Consider the following 24,709-nt stretch of genomic DNA (forward strand, 5'->3'; position numbering starts at 1 on the left):
TTGTCACTCCCAGCAGGATGCCCGCATGTTTACCGTTCTTCACGCCAATCACCTCGAGGACCTGCGCGATCTGGCCCTCAAGGTGATCAAGGCCGCGCCTCAGCCTCCGCTGGTGCCGGAAACCTTCCTCGTCCAATCCAACGGCATGGCCCAGTGGCTGAGATTGTCATTGGCCGAGGCCGATGGCATCGCCGCCTCGGTGGATTTCCCACTGCCCTCAAGTTTCGTGTGGCGTGCCTATCGCGGGGTATTGGGTGGCGTGCTGGGCGACGAGATACCGGAGCTGTCGCCCTTCGACAAGGGTCCGCTTGCCTGGCGTCTGCTGCGCCTGCTGCCGGGGCTGCTGGCCGATGAATCCCAGGCCGAATGCTATGCGCCGCTCAGGGATTACCTGTGTCGCGACGAGCGTGGCCAGTTGATCGAGGCGGTCGGTGAGGACGCCTTGCCAGCGCTGCCCGAAGGCCCCGAGGCCGAACGTCAGCAGTGGCAGCTGGCTTGCCAGCTGGCGGACCTGTTCGATCAGTACCTCAACTATCGCCCCGAGTGGGTGCGCAGTTGGGAGAGCGGGCTGGAAGACGACAACTTCCGGGATGCCTTCGCGCGCCAGCAGGCCGCAAGCGAGCTGCCGGCCAATCTGCTGCCCGACAACCTGCCGGACAGTCAGCAGTGGCAGCCGGCACTGTGGCGAGCGGTACTGGCCGATGCGCCATCCAGCAGCCGCCAGCATCACCGCGCCGCCCTGCATGGTCGCTTCGTCGCGGCGGCGCGCGCGCTGGAGACACTGCCCTCGACCCGCCGTCACCCGCTGCCGCCACGGCTGTTCGTGTTCGGTATCTCGGCGTTGCCGGGCCAGACGCTGGATGCGCTGCATGCGCTGTCCGGGGTGATGGACATCTACCTGATGATCACCAATCCCTGCCGCCATTACTGGGGCGATATCGTCTCCGACCGCGAGGCCGTGCGGCGTAGTTCGCGAGTCGACAGCCAGCGCATGGACAGCGAGCGCCTCGCGCAACAGCGTGCCCGTCACCCCGAGGCGCCGGCGCTGATCGGGCTGGCGGAGGAGGAGCTGCACCTCAAGGCCAACCCGCTGCTGGCAGGGCTTGGCGCACAGGGGCGTGACTTCATCGTCAGCCTGTATGAATTCGAGAGTGCGCTGTCCGGGCGCGACAGCGGCTTCGATCTCGAGCTGGACGTCTTCGTACCGCGCATCAGCGAGGACACGCCGCCCGAGCAGGCGCCACTGCTGCAGCAGATCCAGGACGAGATACTCGAGCTGGTCCACCCCGGCGAGCGCGTTCTGGCCGAAGGTAGCCTGCGAGCCCTCGCCGCCGAAGACGACTCCATCAGCCTGGTCAGCGCCCACTCGGCGCTGCGCGAGGTCGAGATTCTCCATGACCGCCTGCTGGCGGCCTTCGAGCGGGCCCATGAGGCCGAGAAACGAGGTGAGGGTGAGCCGCTGCGGCCGCGCGACATCCTGGTGATGGTGCCGGATATCGACCGATATGCTCCCTATATCGAGGCGGTCTTTGGTCAGCTGCCGCCGGGCAATCCGCGCCATATTCCCTTCACCATCGCCGACCGGGTGGCCAGTCAGGCCAATCCGCTGCTCGGACTGGTCTTGATGCTGCTGGAGCTGCCGGAGCGCCGCCTCGGGGTCAGCGAGGTGCTGGATGCACTGGATGTCGCCGCCTTCCGGCGTCGCTTCGCCATCGAGGAGGGCGAGCTTGAGCGCCTGCGGCGCTGGCTGGCCGACAGCGGCGTGCGCTGGGGGCTCTCCGGTGAGCACCGTGAGCAGCTTGGTTTCATGCCTCTCGACGAGAACAGCTGGCGCTTCGGGCTCGAGCGCATGCTGCTGGGCTACGCCACCGGCGCCCCGGCGGCCGGCGCCCCGGCGGTCGGCTCCCCGACGGCTGGCGCTCCGACTTATGGTGAGCTGGGTGAGGGGCATAGCGACGGCCAGATAAATGATCTGATGGACGGCCTCGTTGACATGAACGGCCTGAGCTTCGACGGCGTGGTGCCCTTCGATGAAGTGGCCGGTCTCGAGGCCGAGCTGGCGGGCAAGGTCGGCGAGCTGATCGAGAGCCTGGATCGCTGGCGCCGCTGGCTGGACACCTCGCGTACGCCAGCGGACTGGGCGACTACGCTTCAGCGATTGTGGGAGGAGAGTCTCAGCCCGGACAGTGCCGAGGAATTCGACATTCTGGCACGCCTGCAGGCGGCGCTCTCGCGCCTCGACAAGGGCTGGCAGCAGGCCGGTTTCGAGGGCTGCCTGTCGCTCAAGGTGGTGCGCGAGGCGCTGCGTGGCGAGCTGGACAGCGGCGGTCTCGCCCAGCGCTTCCTCGCCGGGCGGGTCAACTTCGCCACCCTGATGCCGATGCGTGCGATTCCCTTCCGCGAAGTGCACCTGCTGGGCATGAACGATGGCGACTACCCGCGGGTGCGCATGCCGCAGGATTTCGACCTGATGGCCAGCCGCCCGCAGGCGGGCGATCGCTCACGGCGCGACGATGATCGCTATCTGTTCCTGGAAGCGCTGCTGGCGGCGCGGGACCGCCTGTCGATCTCGTGGGTCGGGCGTGACCAACGCGACAACGGCGAGCGACCGCCTTCGGTGCTGGTCGGTGAACTGCTCGACTACATCGAGCTGGGCTGGGAGCCCGAGCAGTCGCACTCTGCCAAGCGCTCACGGGAGGCGGCACTGCGTGAGCGCCTGATCACCGAGCATCCATTGCAACCCTTCTCGCGGCGCTACTTCCATGCCTGCCAGGCGGCGGCCATCGATCTGTTCAGCTATGACGCCAGCTGGTCGAGCCTGTATCGCGCGGCGAGTCAGGCTCCAACCTCAGGGGCCTCCCCGGCGAATCAACGCGAGGCCAGTCAGGCGAGCGCGGCCGCCTTGAAGCAGCTGGTGGAGCAGGCGCCGGAGTCCCATCTGCGCCTCGGCGCGGACTCACTGGCGCGCTTTCTGCGTCGCCCCTGGCAGCTGGGGCTGGACCGCGTCGGCGTGCGCTTCCGCGATGCCGAGGTGCCGGATGAGGACAACGAACCCTTCGCCCCCGATGGGCTGGAGAACTTCACCCTGACCCGCGAGCTGCTGGATGCCGCGCTTGCCGGGCAGTCACTGCCGCTGGCCGCCGAACGTCTGCGTCGGGCCGGGCGCCTGCCGGCGCTGGGCTTTGCCGATGCCTTGATCGAACCACGCCTCAAGCGCCTTGACCAGCAGCTGGCCAGCTGGCGTGATCAGCTCAGCGATGCCATCTCGCTGCCGCCGCGCACCCTCGAGGTACCGCTGGTGATGCAGGATGAAGGCGGCGAGATGCTGCGCGTGACCCTCACCACGCGTCTGATCAGCCGTCAGCAGCTGCGCGATGACGCCGAGGGCGAAAGCCGCCTGCTGGCCACGCTGGAGGCGACCCACTTCGGTACCCTCAAGCCCGGCAAGGAAGGGCGCTACAAGAAGCTCGGCAAGCCGCATCGTCTGCTGGCCGGCTATCTCGACTGGCTGATGGCCAACGCGCGTCCCGGCCTCGGGGAAGTGGCGGGTAATCAGGGTGCAAGCCGTGAAGGCTATCAGTGGCTTGCGGTGTTCGAGGACCGCTGGCTGCTGTTCCCCGCGCTGCGCATCGAGCAGGCCGAGGCCGCGCTGCGCCACCTCGTCAAGGCCTATGCCCAGGGCTGGCAGGCGCCGCTGGCGGCCGCGCTGGAACTGGCGACCACCCTCTGGGAGGTGGTGGGCGAGGAGGATCGCAATGCCCTGTTCGGCGCGCTCAAGGCGCAGGCCGCTGACGGCAGCGCAAACCTTGAGACGGCGCTGGCCGCCATTCACAAGCCCTGGCTTGGTGAGAGTCTGACGCGCGCCATGGAAACCCGCTTCAGCGAAGATATCTTCAAGGGCCCCCAGGCGCTCAGGCGTCAAGAGGGCGCGCTGGGCGAGCTGTGGCCGGAGTTCGAGGCCTTTGCACAGGCCGGCGGCGTGCTCAACAGCGTGCAGCTCTACCAGCCGCTGATCGAGAGCATGATCGGCGTGCGACAGGGCATTCTCGGCGAACGCGCGGTGGAGCTTGCCACCGGGAAGGCGCAGTCATGAGCGATACCAGAGTGGAATGCATGCGCGGTGTGGAGAGTGGCGTGAGGAGTGGCATCGCTCATGACAAGGAAGCGGCAATGAGTGACGAGATGGATCAAGTCGTGCAGGGCCAGGCCCTCGATATACCGACGCTGCCCCTGCTCGGTCAGCATCTGATCGAGGCGAGTGCCGGCACCGGCAAGACCTTCACCCTCGCCGCGCTTTACGTGCGGCTGGTGCTCGGGCCCTTGCCCTGCCAGGACGCGGGCGTCTGCTATCCGCGCCCGCTGACGCCACCGGAGATACTGGTGGTGACATTCACCGAAGCCGCCACCGCGGAGCTGCGTGACCGCATTCGTGCGCGCCTCAAGCAGGCGCGTGAGGCGCTGCTGGAGCGTGCCAGTCCTGATCCGGTGCTGGCCGAGTTGCTCGCGCCGCTGCTGACACCCTCACCTGCCGAGGACGCATCGCGCCTCAAGGCCGCGGCGGCGCGGCGCCTCGATCAGGCCGCACGCCTGATGGATGACGCCGCCATCTTCACCATCCACGGCTTTTGTCAGCGCATGCTCAGTCGGCATGCCTTCGATGCCGGCGGACGCTTCGGTGCCGAGCTGCTACAGGACGGCCAGTCACTGCTGACACGTTGCGTCGAGGATTACTGGCGCTGCGAGTTCTATCCGCTGGCCCGCGAGTGGCAGGCCTTGATCCGTGGGCGCTGGGCCGGCCCGGAAGCACTGGGAGAGGAGCTGCGCGGCCTGTTGCGTGACGGCACGCCACGCCCGCTGTATCGCGACGGTGAATGTCTTGAGGCCCCGCATGACCTGAGCGAGCTGCTCGGCAATGCCGAACAGTGGCGTCAGCAACAGGAGGCCGCCCGTCGCGCCGTCGAGGAAAGCTTCGATGAGCCGGCCATCCGCGACGTGATGAGCGAGGCCTTCGCCAGCAAGGCGCTCAACGGCAACAGCTACAAGGAGGCCGAACTCGAGCCTCGCCTGGCGGCGACGGCCGCCTGGCTGGCCAGCGGCGAGCACGACTTCGCCGCCGACATGCTCGACAGCAAGAAGCTGTGCTGGCTGAGTCAGGCCAAGCTCGAGAAGGGCACCAAGAAGAATTGCCAGACGCCGCGTCACCCCTTCTTCGCGGCGCTGGACCTGCTGGCCGAGGTACCGGCACCGGACGCCGTGCTGCTGGATCAGGTCGCCGTGCACGCGCGTGACAGCGTCGCCCGCGCCCTGATCTGCGAGAAGCGCCGCCGCGGGCTGTGGGAATTCTCGGACCTGCTCAATGATCTCGATCACGCGCTGGACCCGACGCTCAATGGTGAGGCCAGCCAGCGTCTGGCGCGCCAGATTCGTCAGGAGCTGCCGGTGGCGATGATCGACGAATTCCAGGACACCGACCCGGTCCAGTACCGCATCTTCCGGCGCATCTATCCGCAGACCGCGGGCGATGGCCCGACCGACGACGATGACTTCAGCAGTGATGCTGTCAATGGCAATGCTGACGAGGCGCCCAGCACGCTGTTGATGATCGGTGATCCCAAGCAGGCCATCTATGCCTTCCGCGGCGCCGATATCGACACCTATCTGGCGGCGCGCAAGGTCACCAGTTCGCGCTTCACCCTGCCGCGCAACTTCCGCTCCAGCGCCGCGATGGTATCCGCGGTGAATGCGCTGTTCGCCCAGCATCAGGCGCCCTTCGGCAGTGAGGACATCCCCTTCCAGCCGGTCGAGGCCCAGGGCACGCGCACTCGACTGGTGCTGCGTCATCCGGATGGCCGCGAAGAGGCCGCCTGTGCGCTGAATCTGTGGTGGGCCAGCGGTGAGCGCCTGAGCGCCGATGACCACCGTCGCGCCATGAGTCGCGCCTGCCGCACCCAGATCCAGACACTGCTTGAGGGCCAACAACGCCTGGCGGCGGGCGAGCCGGGGTTGGTGTTCATGGATGAAGGGGATGCGACGCCGCGTGGCGTGGCCGCCAGCGATATCGCGGTGCTGGTGCGCAATGGGCGCGAGGCTGCAGCGGTGCGTGGGGCGCTTGCCGAAGGCGGTATCCGCAGCGTCTATCTGAGCGAGAAGAGCTCGGTGTTCGATACGCCGGAGGCCTTCGAGTTGCTGCAGTTGTTCGAGGCCGTGGCCCATCCGCGGGATGACCGCCGTCTGCGCGCGGCGCTGGCGACGCGCCTGTTGGCGGATGACCTCTCGCTGGTCGAGCGCCTCGCGGTGGATGAGCTGGCCTGGGAGCGCGAGGTCGAGCGCTTCGATGGCTACCACCGCGACTGGCAGCGGCGCGGTGTGCTGCCGATGCTGCGCGGCGTGATGCGCGACTTCCGGGTCGGTGAGCGGTTGGCGGCGCGCGCCGGGGGCGAGCGCGCCTTGACCGACGTGCTGCACCTTGGCGAGCTGGCCCAGAATGCCGCCCAGCGTCTCGATGGCGAGCAGGCGCTGCTGCGCTGGTGGCATCAGGCGCTGGAATCCGGCCATGAAGCGCTGGACAGCGACAGCCTCAGTCAGCGACTGGAAAGTGATGAGGGGCTGGTGCGCGTCGTCACCATCCACAAGTCCAAGGGGCTTGAGTATCCCATCGTGCTGCTGCCGTTCATGGCCAGCTTCCGCGCCGCCGAGCCGGACAGGAATTTCGGCCTGCTGACGCTCAAGCAGCGCTGGCTGGCTTCGGCTGACGTGGGAGGTGATGACCAAGGAGGTGATGCCCAGGGAGGTGATGACAAGGAAGTGCCTGCTCGGGGAGTCGATCAGGAGGATGACGCGCTCGATGACAGCATCCTGGTCAAGAAGCCCTCCAGGGAGGCCATCGCGGCGGCCGACCATGCACGCCTTATGGAAGACGTGCGTCTGCTCTACGTGGCGCTGACACGGCCCAAGTTCGCCTGCTGGCTGGGACTGGCGCCCATCGGCAAGGGCGGTTTCAGCAAGCAGCTGAGCCTGCCGTCCACCGCCGTCGGCTACCTGCTTGGCCTGAGTGATGCCCCGGACATCGAGGCCAGCGCCATCGAGGCCGCGCTGCATGGCTGGTGTGATCAGCAGTCTGCCGGCCTGGCGAGCGTTTCCGGCCTGCCCGCGCCAGCAGGCCATGAATATCAGCCCCCGGCGGAGCGCGATCAGCACTTCCACGGCGCACGCCACTTCGCGGGCGGCATCGAGGATGACTGGTGGATCGCCTCTTACACCGCCTTGCTCACCGATGCCCGTCAGGTGACGGCGGCACTGGAAGACACCGGCGATGCCGAGGATGACCGCGTGCCCGAGGGCGCCACCGAGATCGCGCTGGAAGAAGGCGAGCAGGGCCTGACGCGGCCGGACCGCGAGGTGGCGGGCCAGTTCGGCCCGCTGCTGGCTGGCGGACTGCCGATGACGGTGGGCGAGATCCACCTGCATGACTTCCCGCGCGGACCGCGCCCGGGGACCTTCCTGCACGGCCTGCTGGAGGCGGTGGATCTCGATCGTCTCGGCGCGGATGACTATCGCGGCGAGCTTGAGCGGCTGGTGGGCTCGCGGCTGCATTTCGGTGGCTTCGATGCCAGCTGGCAGCCGCGCCTCACCGACTGGCTGGAGCAGGCGCTGACCCGCCCGCTGCAGGGCTTCGAGGGTGAGCCTATCCTGCTCAACCGTCTGGAGGCCTGGCTGCCGGAGCTGGAATTCTGGCTGCCGGCCGTGCACGCACGCAGTCTGCCGCTGGATGCCGTGGTCACCGCGCTGGAGCCGTTGCCACGCTCGCGGCCCAGGCTCGCGCCACGCCGCATGCACGGCATGCTCAAGGGCTTCATCGATCTGACCTTCCAGTCCGGCGGCCGCTGGTATGTGCTGGACTGGAAATCCAACTATCTGGGCGAGCGCCCCGAGGATTATCTTGGCGAGTCGCTGGCCCGCGCGATGGTCGAGCACCGCTACGACCTGCAATACGTGCTCTACACCCTCGCGCTGCATCGTCTGCTCAAGGCGCGCCTCGGCGACGACTACGATTACGAGCGCTGCATGGGCGGGGTGCTGTATGTCTTCCTGCGCGGCCTGGATGCCGGCGGTGACTCACCCGCGCTTGCGGTGGATGAAGCCACGGCGACCCCCGGCCAGCCCTTTGAAGAGACAGCGACGCCCGGCAGGCCCTTTGAAGAGACAGCGACGCCCGGCGTGGCGACGCCCGGCGTCTTCCAGCGCAGGCCATCACAGGTGCTGATCGAGGCGCTGGATCTCTGGCTGGGCGGCGACAGCTCCGCATTGGACAGCCTGCTCCTCAACACCACCGACACCTCGCCACTTACGCAAAGCGGCCAGCAGGGGGCCTTCGATGTCTGACGTCACGCCTTTGGAAACGCAGCAGCTCAGCGCTGCCCCTGACGCCCCGACTGCCGACACCCTGCTTGCCACGCTCGGCCTATGGGTGGAGCTGGGCTGGCTCAGGCGTGTCGATGCCCATCTGGTGCGCTTCATGGCGCGTCATGTGCCTGAGGCCCCGGCCAGCGTGTTGCTGGCGGCCGCGCTGGCCAGCCACCAGCTGGGGCGCGGACATGTGTGCCTGTCGCTGTCGCGGGCGCTGGCCGAGCCACGCGCGACCCTGTCGCTGCCACCGCTGGAGCAGTCCGAGGCGCATCTGGCCGAGGTCAGCGTGGCCCTGCCGGAGGCCTTCCTGGCGGATCTCGATGCCGGCCGCTGGGCCGAGCAGCTGGCGGCATCGCGGCTGGTCAGCGTGCTGGCGCAGGCCGATTCCCCGGCGGGGCATCTGCCGCTGCGCCCGCTGGTGCTGGTGGGTGAACGCCTCTATCTGCGCCGTTACTGGCAGGCCGAGCGGGAAGTCGCGGCGGGGCTGCGTGCGCGGATGGGGCCGAGCGAGGAGGGCGAGACGCGGGTCAGCGATGCGCTGGGCGAGCGTCTGCGTGAGCTGTTCGCCAGCAATCAGCCGGACCCGCATGGCGAGCCGGACTGGCAGAAGCTGGCCTGCGCCCTGGCGTTGCGTCAGCGCCTGACGGTGATCTCCGGCGGCCCCGGCACCGGCAAGACCACCACCGTCACGCGGCTGTTGGCGTTGTTGCAGGCGCAGGCGCTGGCGGGTGGCGCTGACGGTGTAGAGGGCGAGGTGGAGAGCGCTGAGACAGTCCAACCGCAAGAGCGGCGGGCGCTGGATATCCGCCTGGTCGCCCCGACCGGCAAGGCGGCGGCGCGGCTGTCGGAGTCGATCCGCGGCGCGGTGGCGAAGCTCGAGGTGCCAGATGAGGTACGCGCGGCCATCCCGCGTGAGGCAAGTACCGTGCACCGCCTGCTGGGCGCGCGTCCGGATTCGCGCCACTTCCGCCATCACGCCGGCAACCCGCTGGCGCTGGATCTGCTGGTGGTGGATGAAGCCTCGATGGTCGATCTCGACCTGATGGCGGCACTGCTCGGCGCGCTGCCTGCCCACGCCCGCCTGATTCTGCTCGGCGACAAGGACCAGCTGGCCTCGGTGGAAGCCGGCGCCGTGCTGGGCGATCTCTGCGAGCATGCGCTGCCGCCGCGCTACTCACCGGCGCTGTGTGACGATCTCACCCGCCTGACCGGCGAGACGCTGGAGCAGGCCATCGCCGCGCCTGATGGCCAGGACCTGGAGGAAACCTCAGCGACGCGCGGCCGACTCGCCGATCATGTGGTGGTGCTGCAGAAGAGTTATCGCTTTTCTGCCGACAGTGGTATCGGCGCCTTGGCACGTGCCAGCAACGCGGGGGATCGTCAGGCGCTGCGCGCCGCCTGGAAGACAGGCTACAGCGATATCGCCTGGCTCAAGCTCAGTGGCCCGGAGGACCGCGATCTCGAGAAGCTGGTAGTCAACGGCTATCGCCCGGCGTTGGAGGCCGTGCGTGAGCGACGTCCGGCGCGTGAGGTGATCGACCTGCTGCTCGAGTTCCAGTTGCTGTGCGCGTTGCGCCGTGGCCCCTACGGCGTCGATGGCCTCAACCAGCGTGTGGCGCGGGTGCTGATGCGGCGCGGCCTGATCGCCGACGAGCGCGGCTGGTACGCCGGTCGCCCGGTGATGGTGACGCGCAATGATCGCGCGCTGGGGCTCTACAACGGCGATGTCGGCATCACCCTGCCGGACCCCGCCGCCGGCGGGCGCCTGCGCGTGTTCTTCCCGGTCGAGGAGGAGGTGTCGTCAGACGCCGAGCGTGATGGGCAGGACACCGAGATCCAGCGCTTCCACCGTGGCGTGCGCGCGGTATTGCCGTCACGTCTCGAGGCGGTGGAGACGGTCTTTGCGATGACGGTCCACAAGTCGCAGGGCTCCGAGTTCCGCCATGTGGTATTCGTGTTGCCTGAGGGAGCCAACCCGATTCTGACCCGCGAGCTGGTCTACACCGGCATCACGCGGGCCAAGTCGCGGGTCACGCTGGCGGGCACCCGCCGCGAGACGCTGGAAGGCGCCATTGAACGATGCGTGGTGAGAGCCAGCGGGCTGGTGCTCTAGACCGGACGCCGACGGATGATCGTCAGGTCAGGCCCCGCTGCGCTCGACAGGAGGAGGGGACATGACGGATGTCAGCAGTCGCGTGAAGGGAAGGCCGCAGCCACAGAGCGAGATGATTTCCGTACCGCTGGCCACAGCGGCCAGTCACCTCAAGGACCCGCAGGCGGCGGTGGCCGAGCTGGCCCGAAAGCTTGATGACTCGCTCGGTGGCCGCCAGCGGCTCGGCGGGGTGCTGTTCTTCTGCTCGGCGGATTACCCCCTCCCGGCACTGGGTCAGGCGCTGGCCGATGCCTTCGGTGAGGTAGCGGTGAGTGGCTGCACCACCGCCGGCGAGATCACGCCCGAGGGCTATGCGCGCGGCTCCATCACCGCCATCGGCCTGGCGCGCAGCGACTTCGCGCTGGCGCAGGTGTTGATCGATGATCTGAGCGGCTTCGACCTTCCGCGCGCCCAGACGTTGAGTGATGAGCTGCTGGCGCGCTGTCGCGAGCAGGCCGTGGCGCCGGTGATGGGCAACAGCTTCGCGCTGACGCTGCTCGACGGGCTCTCGAGCAGTGAGGAGCAGGTACTGGCGACGCTGGATGCGGCGCTGGGCAGCATTCCCGCCTTCGGTGGCTCCGCCGGGGATGACAATCGCCTGTCGCACACCTATGTCTACGCCGATGGCGTCTTCCATGATCAGGCGGCGGTCGTGGTGGTGGTCAACACGCGGTTGCCGTTCGAGGTCATCAGCACCCATCACCTCACGCCGCTGGCCGATAAGCTGGTGGTGACGGCGGTGGATCGTGATTCGCGCCGCGTGCTGGAGCTGAATGCCGAGCCCGCCGCCGAGGAGTACGCCAGGCTGGCAGGCGTTGCGCCCGAAGCGCTGGAGGAGGCAGTCTTCGCGCGTTGTCCGCTGGCGGTGCGCATCGGTGAGGCGCATTACGTGCGTTCCATCCAGCGCGTGAATGCCGATGCCAGCCTGAGTTTCTACTGTGCGGTGGAGACCGGCATCGTGCTCACCGCCATGCAGGCCACGCCGATTCTCGCGCAGCTCGAGCAGCGACTGGCCGAGGTGGAGGCGCGACTGGGGCCGCCCGCGCTGACCATCGGCTGTGACTGCTTCCTGCGGCGCATGGAGATCGAGGCGCTGGGGCTGGAGGATGAGGCCTCGCGTCTTCTCAGACGTCATCAGGTGATCGGCTTCAATACCTACGGTGAGCAGCATCACGGCATGCACATCAACCAGACCTTCACCGGCGTGGTGATCGGCCAGCGCCGTCTCGCGGGCGATGGCACGGGAGGGCAGGATGGCGCCTGATACGCCGCTGACAGATTCCCGAAAGGACGGCCTGAGCGCTGAACTCGCCGCCCTCAAGGCGCGCAATCGCCAGCTGGAGAAGATCAACGCTGCCCTGATCGAGCGGGTCGAATCCAGCAGCCCCTCGCCGAGCGGGCCCTACGCCGCCTTCGAGCACGCCGTCCTGCTGGCGGATCAGGTACGCGAGCGCACCGATGCCCTGCACCGCACCCTCGATGAACTGGGGGCGCTCAATCGACGCCTCACCGCCGCCAAGGCCGCCGCCGAGGCGGCCAATCACTCCAAGACCCGCTTTCTCGCCGCCATCAGCCATGATCTGCTGCAACCCCTGAATGCGGCGCGGCTGTTCGCCAGCGCCCTGGAAGAGCAACTGGCGAGGCTGGCGCTGGATGATTCCACGTCGGGTGTCTCCTCGCCGGGGGAGCTGGTGGCGCGGTTGGGGCGCTCGCTGGCAGATGTCGAGAGTCTGCTGGGCACCCTGGTCGATATCTCGCGGCTGGATGCCGGCGTGCTGACGGCGGATGTCGCCGTCTTCCCGGTGCGGGAGCTGCTGGATGTGCTCGCCGAGGAATACCGCCAGCTGGGCGCTGCCCGTGGGCTCGAGCTGCATTACATGGCCAGTCACCTGAGCGTCGAGTCGGACCTGCAGCTGCTGGCGCGCGTGATACGTAATTTCCTGAGCAATGCGCTGCGTCATGTGCCGGATGGCTCGACGCGCGGACGCGTGCTGCTGGGGTGTCGACGCCGCGGTGACTGGCTGGAGATTACCGTGGCCGACAACGGCCCCGGTATCGCCGAGCATCAGCGGGAGGTGGTCTTCCAGGAGTTCCGGCGCTTGGCGCCGCGCCAGGACAACGAGCAGCGCGGCCTCGGGCTGGGGCTGGCGATCGTCAAGCGCATCACTGGCCTGCTTGAGCATCCCCTGTCGCTGACCAGCACCCCGGGGCGCGGCGCCGCCTTCGCGGTGCGCGTGCCGATTCGACAGCCTGCCAATGTGGTGATGGCTGCGGCTGACGCTTCATCCCCTGGACAGCCCTGCACGTCACTGCTGGCGCCACCGCTGCTCGATACCGTTATCTGGGTGATCGAGGATGACGAGGATGTCTGCGCCGGCATGCGATCCTTGCTGGAGGGGTGGGGCGCGAGTGTCCACTGCGCCGGTGATGCCGAAGTGCTGCTGCAGCAGGCGCTGGCTGCGCCGCAGGTCTTGATCGTCGATCATCAACTGGGCGACGGGCAGCCCGATGGCCTGGCGCAGGCGTTGCGGCTACGTGAGCGTTGGCCGGGCCTGCCGGTGGTGGTGATCAGCGCGGACCACTCGGCACCGCTCAAGGTCAGGGCACGCGCGCTGGGCTTCGGGTTCCTGCTCAAGCCGGTCAAGCCGTTGCGTCTGCGTCAGCTGTTGGTCAATCATCGCTGAGTTCCTGTCGCTGAACTTTCTTCGCTGAGCTTTCTTCACTGAGTGATCGGCATTCGGAAAAAGGAGGATCGGGGCATTGAGGCAATGTGCAGAATTGAAGGAGGCTATCAGGGGGCGTGGTAAATTTTAATGAGAATTGATCGTATTTAGTGTGTATGCTCACATCATAGCGTCCCGCCTCGTCATTCTTCTGTTCGCGGGCCATTGATCTGGCAGGTTTTCCCCCCATGCTGAATATCATGTCCGATAAATCCGTACGTCATGCCGCCAGCATGTCGCTTGGCAGTGAAGGCGAAGCCTCCTCTGCCGGTGGTGTGCGCACCGCATCCCCCATTCAGCTTGCAGGCCGCCTGCGTCGTGTCCTGCCTTTCCTGGGCCCGGCGATGATCGCCGCCGTCGCCTATATCGATCCCGGCAACTTCGCGACCAACATCGAGGCCGGCTCCCGTTATGGCTACGCCCTGTTGTGGGTGGTGCTGTGGGCCAATCTGATGGCGATGCTGATCCAGACCCTGTCCGCGCGGCTGGGGCTGGCCACCGGCAAGAATCTGGCCGAGGTCATCCGTGAGCGCTTCCCCCGCCCGGTGGTGTGGGCCTTCTGGGTGCAGGCGGAGATCGTCGCCATCGCGACCGATCTGGCCGAATTCCTCGGCGCGGCACTGGCCTTCAATCTGCTGTTCGGGCTCAGCATGCTGGAAGGGGCGCTGCTGACCGGTGCCATCACCTATGCCGTGCTGGTGATGCAGCGCTTCGGCTTCCGCATGATGGAGATGATCATCGGCGCGATGATCCTGGCGGTCTCGGCGGGCTTTCTGCTCGAGATCGTGCTCAGTCGTCCGCCGGTGGAACCGATCATCTATGGCCTGTTGACGCCGGACTTCCCGGACAGCCACGCCATCTTCCTGGCAGCGGGCATCCTGGGTGCCACCGTGATGCCGCATGTCATCTATCTGCACTCCGCCCTGTCCCAGAATCGCATCCGGGTGCGTGACAGCGGTCAGCGCCGCCGCGTGATGGGCTACTACCGTGTCGATGTCATCCTCGGCATGGCGCTGGCCGGGCTGATCAACATGGCGATGCTGGTGCTGGCTGCCAAGGTCTTCCATGACAATGGCGAGACCGGCGTGGCCTCCATCACCGAGAGCTACAAGTTGCTGTCGCCGCTGATGGGCCAGGATGCGGCGAGCCTTATCTTCGGCTTCACGCTGCTGCTGGCAGGGCTGTCCTCCTCCATCGTCGGCACCCTGTCCGGTCAGGTGGTGATGCAGGGCTTCGTCAATTTCCGCATTCCGATGTGGCTGCGTCGCGTGATCACCATGGCACCGGCCATCGCCATCATCCTGATGGAGCTGCCGGAGCAGCAGGTACTGGTGGCAAGTCAGGTGGTACTGAGCTTCGGGATTCCCTTCGCGCTGGTGCCGCTTCTGATGTTCACCGCCAATCGCCGTCTGATGGGCGATCTGGTCAATCGCCACTGGGTGACGGCCATCGGCATGCTGGTGGCGGCGATCATCATCCTGCTCAATGGTTATGTGCTGGTCGGGGAGCTGATGTAGGAAGAGCCACTCTGTTGTGACACTTGATGGACGACGCCCCGGTTCGCGCCTCATTCATGAGCGCTGGATCGGGGCGTTTCGCGTCGTGGGGTGGCGGAGGTCTCACTCGGGCCCGACATGGCAGGCAGGGCGTGGCTGGCCAGCAGGATCGCCTGCACCCGGCTGGCGACCCCCAGCTTGTGCAGGATGGCGGAGACATGTGACTTGACGGTGGTCTCCGCCACGCCCAGCTGCCAGGCGATCATCTTGTTGGACTCGCCCAGCACCATGCGCTCCAGCACGCCGCGCTGCTTGGTGGTGAGGGTCTGCCAGCGCCGCGCGAATTCCGCCTCGCTGAGGCTCGGCGCCAGTTGAGGCGCTGGCGCTGGCGGTGGCACTGGTACCGATGATGCTGATGCAGAGGATGCCGAGAGCGGCGCTGCACGTGGCGCAGCGCGCATCAGCTGGGCAGGCACATAGACCTCCCCGGCCAGCATGCGCGCGAGGGCCTCGCGCAGGACGTCTGCCGGGCTCGACTTGGACAGATACCCCACTGCGCCCAGCGCCAGTGCCTCGAGTACCGTCTCGCGCGCCTCGTGGGCGGAGAGAATCGCCACCGGCAGCCAGTCCGCTTCCGCACGCAGGCGTGCCAGTCCTTCCAGTCCGTGGCTGTCGGGCAGGTCGAGATCCAGCAGCAGTAGATCGAGGCTATCGGCGTGTGACTCGATGAGACTGAGCGCCTGAGCGAGGCTGGCGGCCTGCAGCAGCTCGTATTCTGGCGTAGAGCCGTCAGCGACGGCCAGATTCAGGGTGCGACTGATGGCATCACGGAACAGCGGATGGTCATCCGCGATCAGCAGACGGTGCATGGAGGCTCCTGGCCGGTGGCGGGCGATATCCTGAGCATAACGTCATGGCATGGTGTCGTGCCTTGCGGCCTTCGCGGTATGGCCGGTCTTTCCTGTCCCCATCTGTCTGCCTTTTCCATCTCTCTTGCCTGCCGGGTTTCTCCCTTTTCTCCTCCCAAGGGATGAGACGATTTCCGCCCATGGGCGCATGTCGGGATCGGCGTGAGTGAACAAGACTGTAAGAGTCGTCTGATCAAGCAGTCATTGATGCAGTCATTGACGGTCAGGCGATGGACAGGAGCGCCACCTCCTGTTCAGGGCACCGACAACAACAGGTCGTCGATCACGAACGCCACTCGTGAATCCGACCCCACAGGAGTTCGCCATGATCTACGCCTCTCCGGGCAGCGCCGATGCGCTGGTCACGTTCAAGGACATCTACGGCAACTATATCGGCGGTCGCTTCGTCGAGCCGGTCAAGGGGGAATATTTCGACAACGTCAGCCCAGTGACGGGCGAGGTGTTCTGCCGTATCCCGCGCTCGAGTGCGGAAGACATCGATCTCGCGCTGGACGCCGCCCACAAGGCAGCCCCCGCCTGGGGCAAGACCTCGGTGCAGGAGCGCTCCAACATCCTGCTCAGGATCGCGGATCGCATCGAGCAGAACCTCGAGATGCTGGCGGTCGCGGAGACCTGGGACAACGGCAAGGCGGTGCGCGAGACGCTGAACGCCGATATCCCGCTGGCGGCGGATCACTTTCGCTACTTCGCCGGTTGCCTGCGCTCCCAGGAAGGCACCGCGGCGGACATCGATGCCAATACCGTCTCCTATCACTTCCACGAGCCGCTGGGCGTGGTGGGGCAGATCATCCCGTGGAATTTCCCGATCCTGATGGCGGCCTGGAAGCTGGGCCCGGCGCTGGCGGCCGGCAACTGCGTGGTGCTCAAGCCGGCGGAGCAGACCCCAGCCTCGATTCTGGTGCTGGCGGAGCTGATCAATGACCTGCTGCCGGCAGGGGTGCTCAACATCGTCAATGGCTACGGCGCCGAGGCCGGTCAGGCACTGGCGACCAGCAAGCGCATCGCCAAGATCGCCTTCACCGGCTCCACTCCCGTGGGATCGCACATCCTCAAGTGCGCGGCGGAAACCATCATCCCCTCCACGGTAGAGCTGGGCGGCAAGTCGCCCAACATCTACTTCGCCGACATCATGAATGCCGAACCCGAGTTCATCGACAAGGCCGCCGAAGGCCTGGTGCTGGCGTTCTTCAATCAGGGCGAGGTGTGCACCTGTCCGTCACGCGCCCTGATCCAGGAAAGCATCTACGACGACTTCATGGCCCGGGTGATGGAGCGCGTGAAGACCATCAAGCGCGGCAACCCGCTGGACACCGACGTACAGGTCGGCGCCCAGGCTTCCCGCGAGCAGTTCGACAAGATCATGTCCTACATGGATGTCGCCCGCGAGGAAGGCGCCGAGGTGCTCACCGGCGGCAGCAGCGAGCAGCTGGAGAACGAGCTGGCCAACGGCTATTACATCCAGCCGACTTTGCTCAAGGGCAACAACGCCATGCGTGTCTTCCAGGAGGAGATCTTCGGGCCGGTGGTCGCCGTCACCACCTTCCGTGACGAGGCCGAGGCGCTGGCCATCGCCAATGACACCGAATTCGGTCTCGGCGCCGGTGTCTGGAGCCGCGACATGAACGTCGCCTTTCGCATGGGCCGTGGCATCCAGGCCGGTCGCGTGTGGACCAATTGCTACCACCAGTATCCCGCCCATGCCGCCTTCGGTGGCTACAAGAAATCCGGTGTCGGTCGCGAGACCCACAAGATGGCACTGGAGCACTACCAGCAGACCAAGAACCTGCTGGTCAGCTACGACATCAATCCGCTCGGCTTCTTCTAGGCCTGTCAGGCAGTGCCGCCGGAGCTGGCGGCGCTGAACCCACCACTCGCATCGTCTTCTTGACACATGACCTCAATGCCCGCGCCAGATCCGATTGCTTGATCTGGCGCAGGGCAGGGAGCGCTGCGTCTGGTTTCAATGGAGAGGCAATCCCCTGGGGCACGAGCACGACCTCTCGCTCACGCCCGGGCAGTAACGTTCTCTCTGCCTGATCTCTGGCTCGCCTTTCCAAGGTTCGTCTTTCGACAATGAATTCGTCTTTCGACATCGAATTCGTCATTTTGACAATGAATGAGGAGTCCATCATGGATAGCAGCATGAAAGCCGCCGTGGTACGTGAATTCGGTGCACCGCTGGTGATCGAGGAAGTCACGGTGCCGCGCCCGGGGCGTGGCGAGATTCTGGTCGAGGTCGCCGCCTCCGGGGTCTGTCATACCGACCTGCACGCCGCGCATGGCGACTGGCCGGTGAAACCCAACCCGCCGTTCATTCCCGGCCATGAGGGCGTCGGCACCATCGCGGCGGTGGGCGAGGGTGTGACCCACGTCAAGGAAGGCGACCGGGTCGGGGTGCCCTGGCTCTACTCGGCCTGCGGCCACTGCGAGCATTGCCTGGGGGGTTGGGAGACGCTGTGCGAGAGCCAGCAGAATACCGGCTACTCGGTGAATGGCGGCTTTGCCCAGTTCACGCTGGCGGACGCCGGCTATGTCGGCCGACTGCCGGACAGCGTGGGCTTCGTGGAGATCGCGCCGGTGCTGTGTGCCGGGGTCACGGTCTACAAGGGCCTCAAGATGACCGACACCCGTCCCGGTCAGTGGGTGGTGATCTCGGGCATCGGCGGCCTGGGCCACATGGCGGTGCAGTATGCGCGCGCCATGGGGCTGAACGTGGCGGCGGTGGATGTGGATGATGCCAAGCTGGATCTGGCCCGCCGTCTGGGCGCGACCGTGACCGTCAATGCCATGAAGGAAGATCCGGCAGCCGTCATCAAGCGCGAGATCGGCGGCGCGCACGGCGCGCTGGTGACGGCGGTATCACCGAAGGCCTTCGATCAGGCCCAGAACATGCTGCGCCGTGGTGGCACCCTGGTGCTCAACGGCCTGCCGCCGGGTGACTTCCCGCTGCCGATCTTCTCCACCGTGCTCAATGGCATCACGGTACGTGGCTCCATCGTCGGCACGCGTCAGGACCTGCAGGAGGCGCTGGACTTCGCCGCGGAAGGCAAGGTCGCGGCCACCGTGCAGACCGGCAGGCTAGAGGACATCAACGACATCTTCGGACGCATGATCGACGGCAAGATCGAGGGGCGCATCGTGCTCGACATGAAGGCCTGAGGCGTTCGCTGTCCTGAACTTGAACCTTCTCCACCGACGGCAGATCTTCGGGAATCGGCAGGACTCTAGACACGACAACGCCAGCCCTCGGGCTGGCGTTGTCGTATCTGGCATGGCCGTGTGCGTGAAGCGTCACGCGGGCACTTCGAAGAGCTCTCCATGACGAGCTCGGGCTTCTGTTCATACCGTGCCGAATTTCTCGTTCTCGCCCATGTCCGGGGTGTGGTCCTTGTCGAGGTTGGCGCGCGCAATCTCATAGAGTTGATACGCCTTGCTCTCCTTGGCCTTCCAGTGTTCGCCGGATTGCACCTTGATCTCCAGCAGGGTGACATCGGGGTCATCCTTGCCTTCCGGGAACCAGGCGGCCACGAACGGATTCCAGAACTTGTCGATCAGGCCCTGATCGCGGTGCAGGTTGGCATGACCGCTCAGCGACACGTAGACGCCATCATCCTGATCGGAAAAGCTCAGGCAGACCTCGCTGTCCTTCTTCGCTTCAAACACCTTCTCTGCGCTGGCACGGGTGAAGAACCACAGGGTGCCATCGTAGTCATCCTGCACCAGATGCATCGGGCGGGCATGTGGCATGCCGTCGCCTTGCGTCACCAACATGCCGACCTTCACATCTTTGATCAGCTTCCAGATCTTCTGCTTGTGCTCCGGGCTCGACATCGTGTGTCACTCCTTTGCGTCATGCGAATGAAAATCCGACTGGCTAGCCGTTGATCAAGACCTTGGAGTGATACTCCACAACTTCAAGGGATGATGGTGAAGCTTTCGCTTGATGAGTCAGGGCTTGTTGAGTCAGTGCTTGATGAATCAGCGCTTGATCAATCGGGGCTTGATTCAGGCGCCCGGGCGGCTCACTGCGCTGCCGGTGCCTGCCAGGCGTCGCTGCCCCACAGCGGCACGCTGCTCAGCGCATGCTTGAAGCTGCCGCTGGTTTCCTTGGTGCTGTAGGCGATGTAGAGCAGGCTCTGGGAGTCGCGATCCAGAATGCGCCGGATCTTGAGGCTCTTGAGCAGCACGCTCTTGGACTTGCGATAGACCTCCTCGCCACTCTTGGAGGTGTCGATGTCGGCGATCATCTCCGCCGTGATCGGGCCGGTCTGGCGGCAGGCGATGCTCATGTCGGAGGGATCGGAGAAGTCGAGGTCCGCCTCGATGTTGCTCAGGTGGCAGGTCACGCCCGGCACCTTGGGGTCGATCAGGCTCTCGATCTTGATGTCCTTGGTGGTGAACAGGCCAAGCGAGACATCCCCGACCTCGTTGTCATCACAGCCGGCCAGCAGCAGGCCTGAGGCCATCACACCCAGCAGGGCAGCACGAGGGGATAGGCGACGCAGTCGAGTCATGGGGTCATCCTTGAGTCAGTGGGTAAGGCGAAGGCGGCAAGGCGATAATAGCGTGTCAGGCGACGTCCGGGCGTCAATCCTTGTTGAAGGCTGCCAGATTCAGCGTATGCGAGTTGCCCAGCCACATCACGCCCTGGGTGTGATCGAAAAGGTCATCGCCGGTGCCGACATGAACGAAGATATCCAGTGAGCCGCGATTGAGCGCCAGCCACGGGATGATGCGGCCGAAGTCTTCCGGGGCAAATGACAGCTGGCAGCTCCACAGTGGGTGCGGGCCCACTTGCTTCTCATGGAAGCGACCGAGCCGCAGCGGAAACTGCCGTTCGGCCTGGTCCGCCAGCTCGCGAGCGGCGGCCAACCCCTGCTCATCGGCGTAGTAGAGATGGGCGTGGTAGTAGCTGATGCGGCTTGTCATGGCGTTGTCTCGATCGTTCTCAAGGGGGCTCCAGCGCTCGGCCTCAAGGGTCGTGGCGGGAGTTTTCGAAGGCTGGCGGCAGTGGTCGTCAGGGTGTGATGAGCCTTGCGGTTCCTAGCCCCAGGCCTTGTAGATCAGCTGCACGCCCACCAGCGCCATCGCGAGGATGATCAGACGGAAGAACAGCGTCTCGTTGACGCGGGATTGCAGCCACAGGCCGCTTCTGACACCTGCCCAGGCCACCGGCACCAGCAGCAGCGAGGTGGAGAGGCTGGTGAGGTTGATCTCGCCCAGCGCCACGTAAGGGCCCAGTTTCATCAGGTTCATTCCCGCGAAGATGATCACCGTGGTGGCGATGAAGGTCTCCTTGGGGTGCTGGCGCGGAATCATGTACAGGTTGTAGGGCGGGGCGCCGGCGTGAGCGAAGAAGCTGGTGAAACCGGCGGTGGCCCCGGCAGGAACGGCCAGCCAGCGCGGCAGCGGCTTCCTGGCTGTCGGTTTGAACAGCATATAGGCGGCGAACAGCAGCGAAATGACGCCCAGCAGGCCGCGAATCATGTTCTCGTCTAGCTCGTCGAACAGCACCACGCCCACCGCGATGCCGATGGCGGCGCTGGGCAGGATGATGCGCACCTCCGACCACAGCTGCTTGCCCCACCAGGCACGGGCACTGAGAAAGTCCATCACGATCAGCAGCGGCAGCAGGATACCGGCGGCTTCCAGCGGCCCGATGGCCAGCGCCATCAGCGGGACCGAGAGTGACCCGAACCCGCCGGCGAAGCCGCCCTTGGAGATGCCGGTCAGGTAAGTGGAGAAGATGATCGCGCTCCATGCCAGCGCGGAGTAATCAGGCAGTGTCAGCAGGGAGTCGAGAAGATCGGTCACGGGCAACTCTTGTCAGTGGCAGTCAGGACATGACGGGGTCAGGTGTCGTCACACCCTCGGCATCATGCCATTGTTGAACAAATCCGGCCGGTCTTCATCCCGACACGCTGCAATGAAGTCTTTCCCTTGGCGCACCAATGCGCTAAAAGGCGCATGTCGCACAGTGTTTTCTTTCGAGACACTGGGTGGGCAGCCCGGTCTGGCAGGCGTTGTCGCAATGCCTGTCGCTCGTTGGTCGAACAATCTCTGAGGTGGCGATGTCACGCGCTCCATTTGAAATCAGCGGTACCCGCATCGCGCCGGGAACGCGGGCCCAGGTCGATGTGCCTGTCGCCAAGCTCTACACTCATGCGCCGCTGCATATCCCCGTCGAGGTGGTGCATGGCCGTCAGCCCGGCCCGGTGCTGCTGGTATGCGGTGCCATCCACGGTGACGAGATCAACGGTGTCGAGATCGTGCGGCGGCTGCTCAAGAGTTCCAGCCTTTCGCGGCTGCGCGGCACCCTGATCGCGGTGCCCATCGTCAACGTCTTCGGCTTCGTGCAGCACACGCGCTATCTGCCGGACCGCCGTGACCTCAATCGCTGCTTCCCGGGCAGCGAGAGCGGCTCGCTGGGCTCGCGGGTAGCGGCGCTGTTCCGTGAGCAGATCGCCGATCAGGCCACCCACATCATCGACCTGCACACCGGTGCGATTCACCGCACCAACCTGCCGCAGATTCGCGCCACCATGAGCGGCAGCGACGCCACGCGTCAGATGGCGGATGCCTTCGGTGCGCCGGTGCTGCTGAATGCCGAGCTGCGCGAGGGCAGTCTGCGCGCCTATGCCAGCGAGCGCGGCGTACCGGTCATCACCTATGAGGCCGGCGAGGCGCTGCGCTTCGATGAGTGGGCGATTCGCCCGGGCGTCAGCGGCGTGAAGCGCGTGATGCGCGCCATCGGCATGCTGGCCAAGGACCGCGACCGCAAGCCCAGCTCGCGGGCGGTGGAGATGTCCAACGGCTCCAGCTGGGCGCGTGCCTCCATCGATGGCATCGTCCAGAGCCGCGTCGGCCTGGGCGACCGCGTCGAGAAACATCAGGTGCTGGGCATCGTCGCCGACCCTTTCGGCAACAGCGAAAGCGAGGTGCTGTCGCCCGCGGATGGCATCATCATCGGCATGGCCAATCTGCCGCTGGCCAATGAGGGCGAGGCGCTCTATCACGTGGCGCGCTTCCATGCGATCGACGATGCCGAGAGCGCCGTCGACAACTTCCAGCAGCTGTTCGTGCCGGACTCCATCTAGGCGGTCTATTTCACTTCAGGCCCCTTCATGGCCCTGTTGCTGGCAGTGATAACGCAAACGCCCCGCTCAATGAGCGGGGCGTTTGCGTTGCAGCAGTCTGTCGTCTGGTCGACAGCGTCAGCGATAGTTACCGTCACAGAGCACTCAGCCGTGGCTGGTCTGGGTCTCGAGCGGGCCGTCATGACGCGCTTCCGCGCCGTGCATCCAGTCCACCAGCTTGCCGGCGAACACCAGCAACAGCAGGCCGCCAAGCACGCCGGTGATGGCGATGCCGCCGAACACGCTCATGGCACCGGCTTCGCCGACCAGCGAGCCGATCATCCCGGCCAGGTAGTTGGCCAGCGCCACGAAGGCGAACCAGGCGCCCATCATCAGCGCGCCCATGCGCACCGGTGACAGCTTGGTGACCATCGACAGCCCCACCGGCGACAGGCACAGCTCGCCGAGAGTGTGGAAGAAGAAGGCACCGACCAGCCAGATCATCGAGGCGCTGCCTGCGGCTTTCTGTTCAAGCACCGCGCCGATCATGCACACGAAGCCGATGCCGAGGGCGATCAGGCCGAAGGCGAACTTGACCGGCGAGCTGGGCTCGCGGTTGTCCATGCGTGTCCACAGACCCGCCAGCAGCGGCGAGAGCAGGATGATGAACAGCGGATTGAGCGACTGGAACCAGGCCGCCGGCACTTCAAAGCCCATCAGCATGCGGTCGGTGTAGTCCTGCGCATACAGCGCCATCAGGCCGCCGCCCTGCTCGAAACCGGCCCAGAACAGGATGGTGAACAGCCCAAGCACCATGATGACCTTGATGCGATCACGCTCTTCGCGGCTCAGCGGTGTCTTGCGGTTGCTGCTCTTGCTCAGGCGTGCCTCACGGCGGGCGCTGGGTTCGACCCCCAGATCACCCAGATGGCGCGGTGCGAAGATCAGCTGGATGGCGACCGCCAGCAGCATGCCGATACCGGCGACCAGGAAGCCGGCGTTCCAGCCATAGCCTTCGGCCATGGAGCCCGCGATGATGCCTGACAGCAGCGCCCCGATGTTGATGCCCATGTAGAAGATGGTGAAGGCGCCATCGCGGCGGTGATCGCCCTGTTGATAGAGGTCACCGACCATCGTGGAGATGTTGGGCTTGAACAGGCCGTTGCCGACGATCAGAAGGCCGAGGCCGATATACAGCAGCATCTCGGGGTTGAGGCCGCTCATGGCCGGCGGCACGGCGAGCACGAATTGCCCGGCCGCCATGATCAGCCCCCCGATCAGGATCGCACGGCGGGCACCCAGCCAGTTGTCGGCCAGCGCTCCGCCGAACATCGGCGTGATGTATACCAGCCCCGTGAAGATGCCGTACAGCTGCAGGGCGTCGCCCTGATTCCAGCCCAGACCGCCACTGGTGACGGCATCGGTGAGATAGAGCACCAGCAGGGCGCGCATGGCGTAATAGGAGAAGCGTTCCCACAGTTCCGTGGAGAACAGCAGATAGAGTCCGGCCGGATGCCCGAACAGCTCACGGCTGTTGGCTCCGGTAGGGGAGTGTGTGGACATGGAACCTCGAGGAAGTGTCAGCAGAAGCAGCGCAGCCCGGATGACGGGACTGCATGGACCGGCCCACAGGTCTGCAGAGGAGGACTGTGGAGGAATCGCCGATGACGGAGCAGTTGTATGGCTGACATCACGCGAGCATGGCGTGACGATGTCGAGACCTGTTGTTGTCCGTATGGTCAGCCATTCTGCGCGAGATGGCTTTGTCAGACAATCAAACGAAAGTCATGCATGTTGTTGGTATTTAAGGGGTTATTAGCTTAGATGGCGACGCAGGGTTGCGTCAGATGTCATGCCTGACAGTGCCGTATCGTCATTTTGCTGACTGCCGAGACGACGACACCCGGCACATGGGCCGGGTGTCAGT

Annotated in this window: 15 protein-coding genes; 9 read left to right on the forward strand and 6 right to left on the reverse strand. The window is 65.7% G+C overall.

What is annotated here, in order from left to right; all coding sequences use genetic code 11:
- Positions 1-25: 25 nt before the first annotated feature.
- The 6 genes from CDPAHKCJ_RS11005 to CDPAHKCJ_RS11030 all read left to right on the forward strand — a co-directional run bounded on the left by CDPAHKCJ_RS11005 (position 26) and on the right by CDPAHKCJ_RS11030 (position 14,798).
- A complete protein-coding gene (locus CDPAHKCJ_RS11005; RefSeq protein ID WP_166019810.1) occupies positions 26-4,093 on the forward strand; it encodes an exodeoxyribonuclease V subunit gamma in 4,068 nt (1,355 codons plus the stop codon).
- Positions 4,090-8,382 (forward strand): UvrD-helicase domain-containing protein, encoded by a 4,293-nt coding sequence (locus tag CDPAHKCJ_RS11010; protein WP_166019811.1) that lies wholly within the window; start codon positions 4,090-4,092, stop codon positions 8,380-8,382. Before CDPAHKCJ_RS11005 ends, CDPAHKCJ_RS11010 begins: the two co-directional genes overlap by 4 nt.
- On the forward strand, positions 8,375-10,519 hold the full coding sequence (gene recD, locus CDPAHKCJ_RS11015; RefSeq protein ID WP_166019812.1) for an exodeoxyribonuclease V subunit alpha: 2,145 nt from the start codon (positions 8,375-8,377) through the stop codon (positions 10,517-10,519). The genes CDPAHKCJ_RS11010 and recD overlap by 8 nt, the downstream gene beginning before the upstream one ends.
- Before the next feature lie 112 nt (positions 10,520-10,631).
- Positions 10,632-11,822, forward strand: a complete 1,191-nt coding sequence (gene nosP, locus CDPAHKCJ_RS11020; protein ID WP_166019914.1) for a nitric oxide-sensing protein NosP — start codon at positions 10,632-10,634, stop codon at positions 11,820-11,822.
- Positions 11,812-13,242, forward strand: a complete 1,431-nt coding sequence (locus tag CDPAHKCJ_RS11025; protein WP_166019813.1) for a hybrid sensor histidine kinase/response regulator — start codon at positions 11,812-11,814, stop codon at positions 13,240-13,242. The genes nosP and CDPAHKCJ_RS11025 overlap by 11 nt, the downstream gene beginning before the upstream one ends.
- Before the next feature lie 239 nt (positions 13,243-13,481).
- The gene (locus CDPAHKCJ_RS11030; protein ID WP_240916764.1) at positions 13,482-14,798 is read left to right on the forward strand and encodes an Nramp family divalent metal transporter; all 1,317 of its coding nucleotides are present in this window, start codon (positions 13,482-13,484) and stop codon (positions 14,796-14,798) included.
- A gap of 50 nt (positions 14,799-14,848) precedes the next feature.
- Here the strand turns inward: CDPAHKCJ_RS11030 and CDPAHKCJ_RS11035 are convergent, their stop codons facing one another.
- Positions 14,849-15,646 (reverse strand): response regulator transcription factor, encoded by a 798-nt coding sequence (locus CDPAHKCJ_RS11035; protein WP_166019814.1) that lies wholly within the window; start codon positions 15,644-15,646, stop codon positions 14,849-14,851.
- A 364-nt stretch (positions 15,647-16,010) separates the two neighbouring features.
- Here CDPAHKCJ_RS11035 and CDPAHKCJ_RS11040 point away from each other — a divergent pair, with 364 nt between their 5' ends.
- Together CDPAHKCJ_RS11040 and adhP are read left to right on the forward strand one after the other, a co-directional pair.
- A complete protein-coding gene (locus CDPAHKCJ_RS11040; protein ID WP_166019815.1) occupies positions 16,011-17,531 on the forward strand; it encodes an aldehyde dehydrogenase family protein in 1,521 nt (506 codons plus the stop codon).
- 305 nt (positions 17,532-17,836) lie between these two features.
- Entirely contained in the window at positions 17,837-18,865 is a 1,029-nt protein-coding gene (adhP, locus tag CDPAHKCJ_RS11045; protein ID WP_205700850.1) for an alcohol dehydrogenase AdhP, read from the forward strand.
- A gap of 180 nt (positions 18,866-19,045) precedes the next feature.
- Here adhP and CDPAHKCJ_RS11050 read toward each other — a convergent pair whose 3' ends face one another.
- The 4 genes from CDPAHKCJ_RS11050 to CDPAHKCJ_RS11065 form a co-directional block, all read right to left on the reverse strand.
- Positions 19,046-19,537, reverse strand: a complete 492-nt coding sequence (locus tag CDPAHKCJ_RS11050) for a pyridoxamine 5'-phosphate oxidase family protein (protein ID WP_166019816.1) — start codon at positions 19,535-19,537, stop codon at positions 19,046-19,048.
- 191 nt (positions 19,538-19,728) lie between these two features.
- Positions 19,729-20,220 (reverse strand): CreA family protein, encoded by a 492-nt coding sequence (locus tag CDPAHKCJ_RS11055; RefSeq protein ID WP_107335524.1) that lies wholly within the window; start codon positions 20,218-20,220, stop codon positions 19,729-19,731.
- Positions 20,221-20,293: 73 nt separating this feature from the next.
- On the reverse strand, positions 20,294-20,635 hold the full coding sequence (locus CDPAHKCJ_RS11060) for a DOPA 4,5-dioxygenase family protein (RefSeq protein ID WP_166019817.1): 342 nt from the start codon (positions 20,633-20,635) through the stop codon (positions 20,294-20,296).
- Between the two features lie 114 nt (positions 20,636-20,749).
- Positions 20,750-21,520, reverse strand: coding sequence for a sulfite exporter TauE/SafE family protein (locus CDPAHKCJ_RS11065; protein WP_233593414.1), 771 nt, complete (start codon positions 21,518-21,520; stop codon positions 20,750-20,752).
- A gap of 257 nt (positions 21,521-21,777) precedes the next feature.
- On the opposite strand from CDPAHKCJ_RS11065, the gene CDPAHKCJ_RS11070 reads away from it, so the two are divergent.
- On the forward strand, positions 21,778-22,803 hold the full coding sequence (locus tag CDPAHKCJ_RS11070; RefSeq protein WP_166019818.1) for a succinylglutamate desuccinylase/aspartoacylase family protein: 1,026 nt from the start codon (positions 21,778-21,780) through the stop codon (positions 22,801-22,803).
- 144 nt (positions 22,804-22,947) lie between these two features.
- On the opposite strand, the gene CDPAHKCJ_RS11075 is transcribed toward CDPAHKCJ_RS11070, so the two are convergent.
- Positions 22,948-24,345 carry a peptide MFS transporter gene (locus tag CDPAHKCJ_RS11075; protein ID WP_166019819.1) on the reverse strand — a complete coding sequence of 466 codons (1,398 nt, stop codon included), beginning with the start codon at positions 24,343-24,345 and terminating at the stop codon, positions 22,948-22,950.
- Positions 24,346-24,709: the final 364 nt, after the last annotated feature.

Origin of the sequence: Cobetia sp. MB87, from assembly GCF_011319755.1 — a bacterium.
Lineage (GTDB): Bacteria > Pseudomonadota > Gammaproteobacteria > Pseudomonadales > Halomonadaceae > Cobetia.

What these genes read in the sequence shown, in the direction of transcription:
- CDPAHKCJ_RS11005 (WP_166019810.1), top strand. Translation starts at nt 26, where the DNA reads ATGTTTACCGTTCTTCACGCCAATCACCTCGAGGACCTGCGCGATCTG.
- CDPAHKCJ_RS11010 (WP_166019811.1), top strand. Translation starts at nt 4,090, where the DNA reads ATGAGCGATACCAGAGTGGAATGCATGCGCGGTGTGGAGAGTGGCGTG.
- recD (WP_166019812.1), top strand. Translation starts at nt 8,375, where the DNA reads ATGTCTGACGTCACGCCTTTGGAAACGCAGCAGCTCAGCGCTGCCCCT.
- nosP (WP_166019914.1), top strand. Translation starts at nt 10,632, where the DNA reads ATGATTTCCGTACCGCTGGCCACAGCGGCCAGTCACCTCAAGGACCCG.
- CDPAHKCJ_RS11025 (WP_166019813.1), top strand. Translation starts at nt 11,812, where the DNA reads ATGGCGCCTGATACGCCGCTGACAGATTCCCGAAAGGACGGCCTGAGC.
- CDPAHKCJ_RS11030 (WP_240916764.1), top strand. Translation starts at nt 13,482, where the DNA reads ATGTCCGATAAATCCGTACGTCATGCCGCCAGCATGTCGCTTGGCAGT.
- CDPAHKCJ_RS11035 (WP_166019814.1), bottom strand. Translation starts at nt 15,646, where the DNA reads ATGCACCGTCTGCTGATCGCGGATGACCATCCGCTGTTCCGTGATGCC.
- CDPAHKCJ_RS11040 (WP_166019815.1), top strand. Translation starts at nt 16,011, where the DNA reads ATGATCTACGCCTCTCCGGGCAGCGCCGATGCGCTGGTCACGTTCAAG.
- adhP (WP_205700850.1), top strand. Translation starts at nt 17,837, where the DNA reads ATGGATAGCAGCATGAAAGCCGCCGTGGTACGTGAATTCGGTGCACCG.
- CDPAHKCJ_RS11050 (WP_166019816.1), bottom strand. Translation starts at nt 19,537, where the DNA reads ATGTCGAGCCCGGAGCACAAGCAGAAGATCTGGAAGCTGATCAAAGAT.
- CDPAHKCJ_RS11055 (WP_107335524.1), bottom strand. Translation starts at nt 20,220, where the DNA reads ATGACTCGACTGCGTCGCCTATCCCCTCGTGCTGCCCTGCTGGGTGTG.
- CDPAHKCJ_RS11060 (WP_166019817.1), bottom strand. Translation starts at nt 20,635, where the DNA reads ATGACAAGCCGCATCAGCTACTACCACGCCCATCTCTACTACGCCGAT.
- CDPAHKCJ_RS11070 (WP_166019818.1), top strand. Translation starts at nt 21,778, where the DNA reads ATGTCACGCGCTCCATTTGAAATCAGCGGTACCCGCATCGCGCCGGGA.
- CDPAHKCJ_RS11075 (WP_166019819.1), bottom strand. Translation starts at nt 24,345, where the DNA reads ATGTCCACACACTCCCCTACCGGAGCCAACAGCCGTGAGCTGTTCGGG.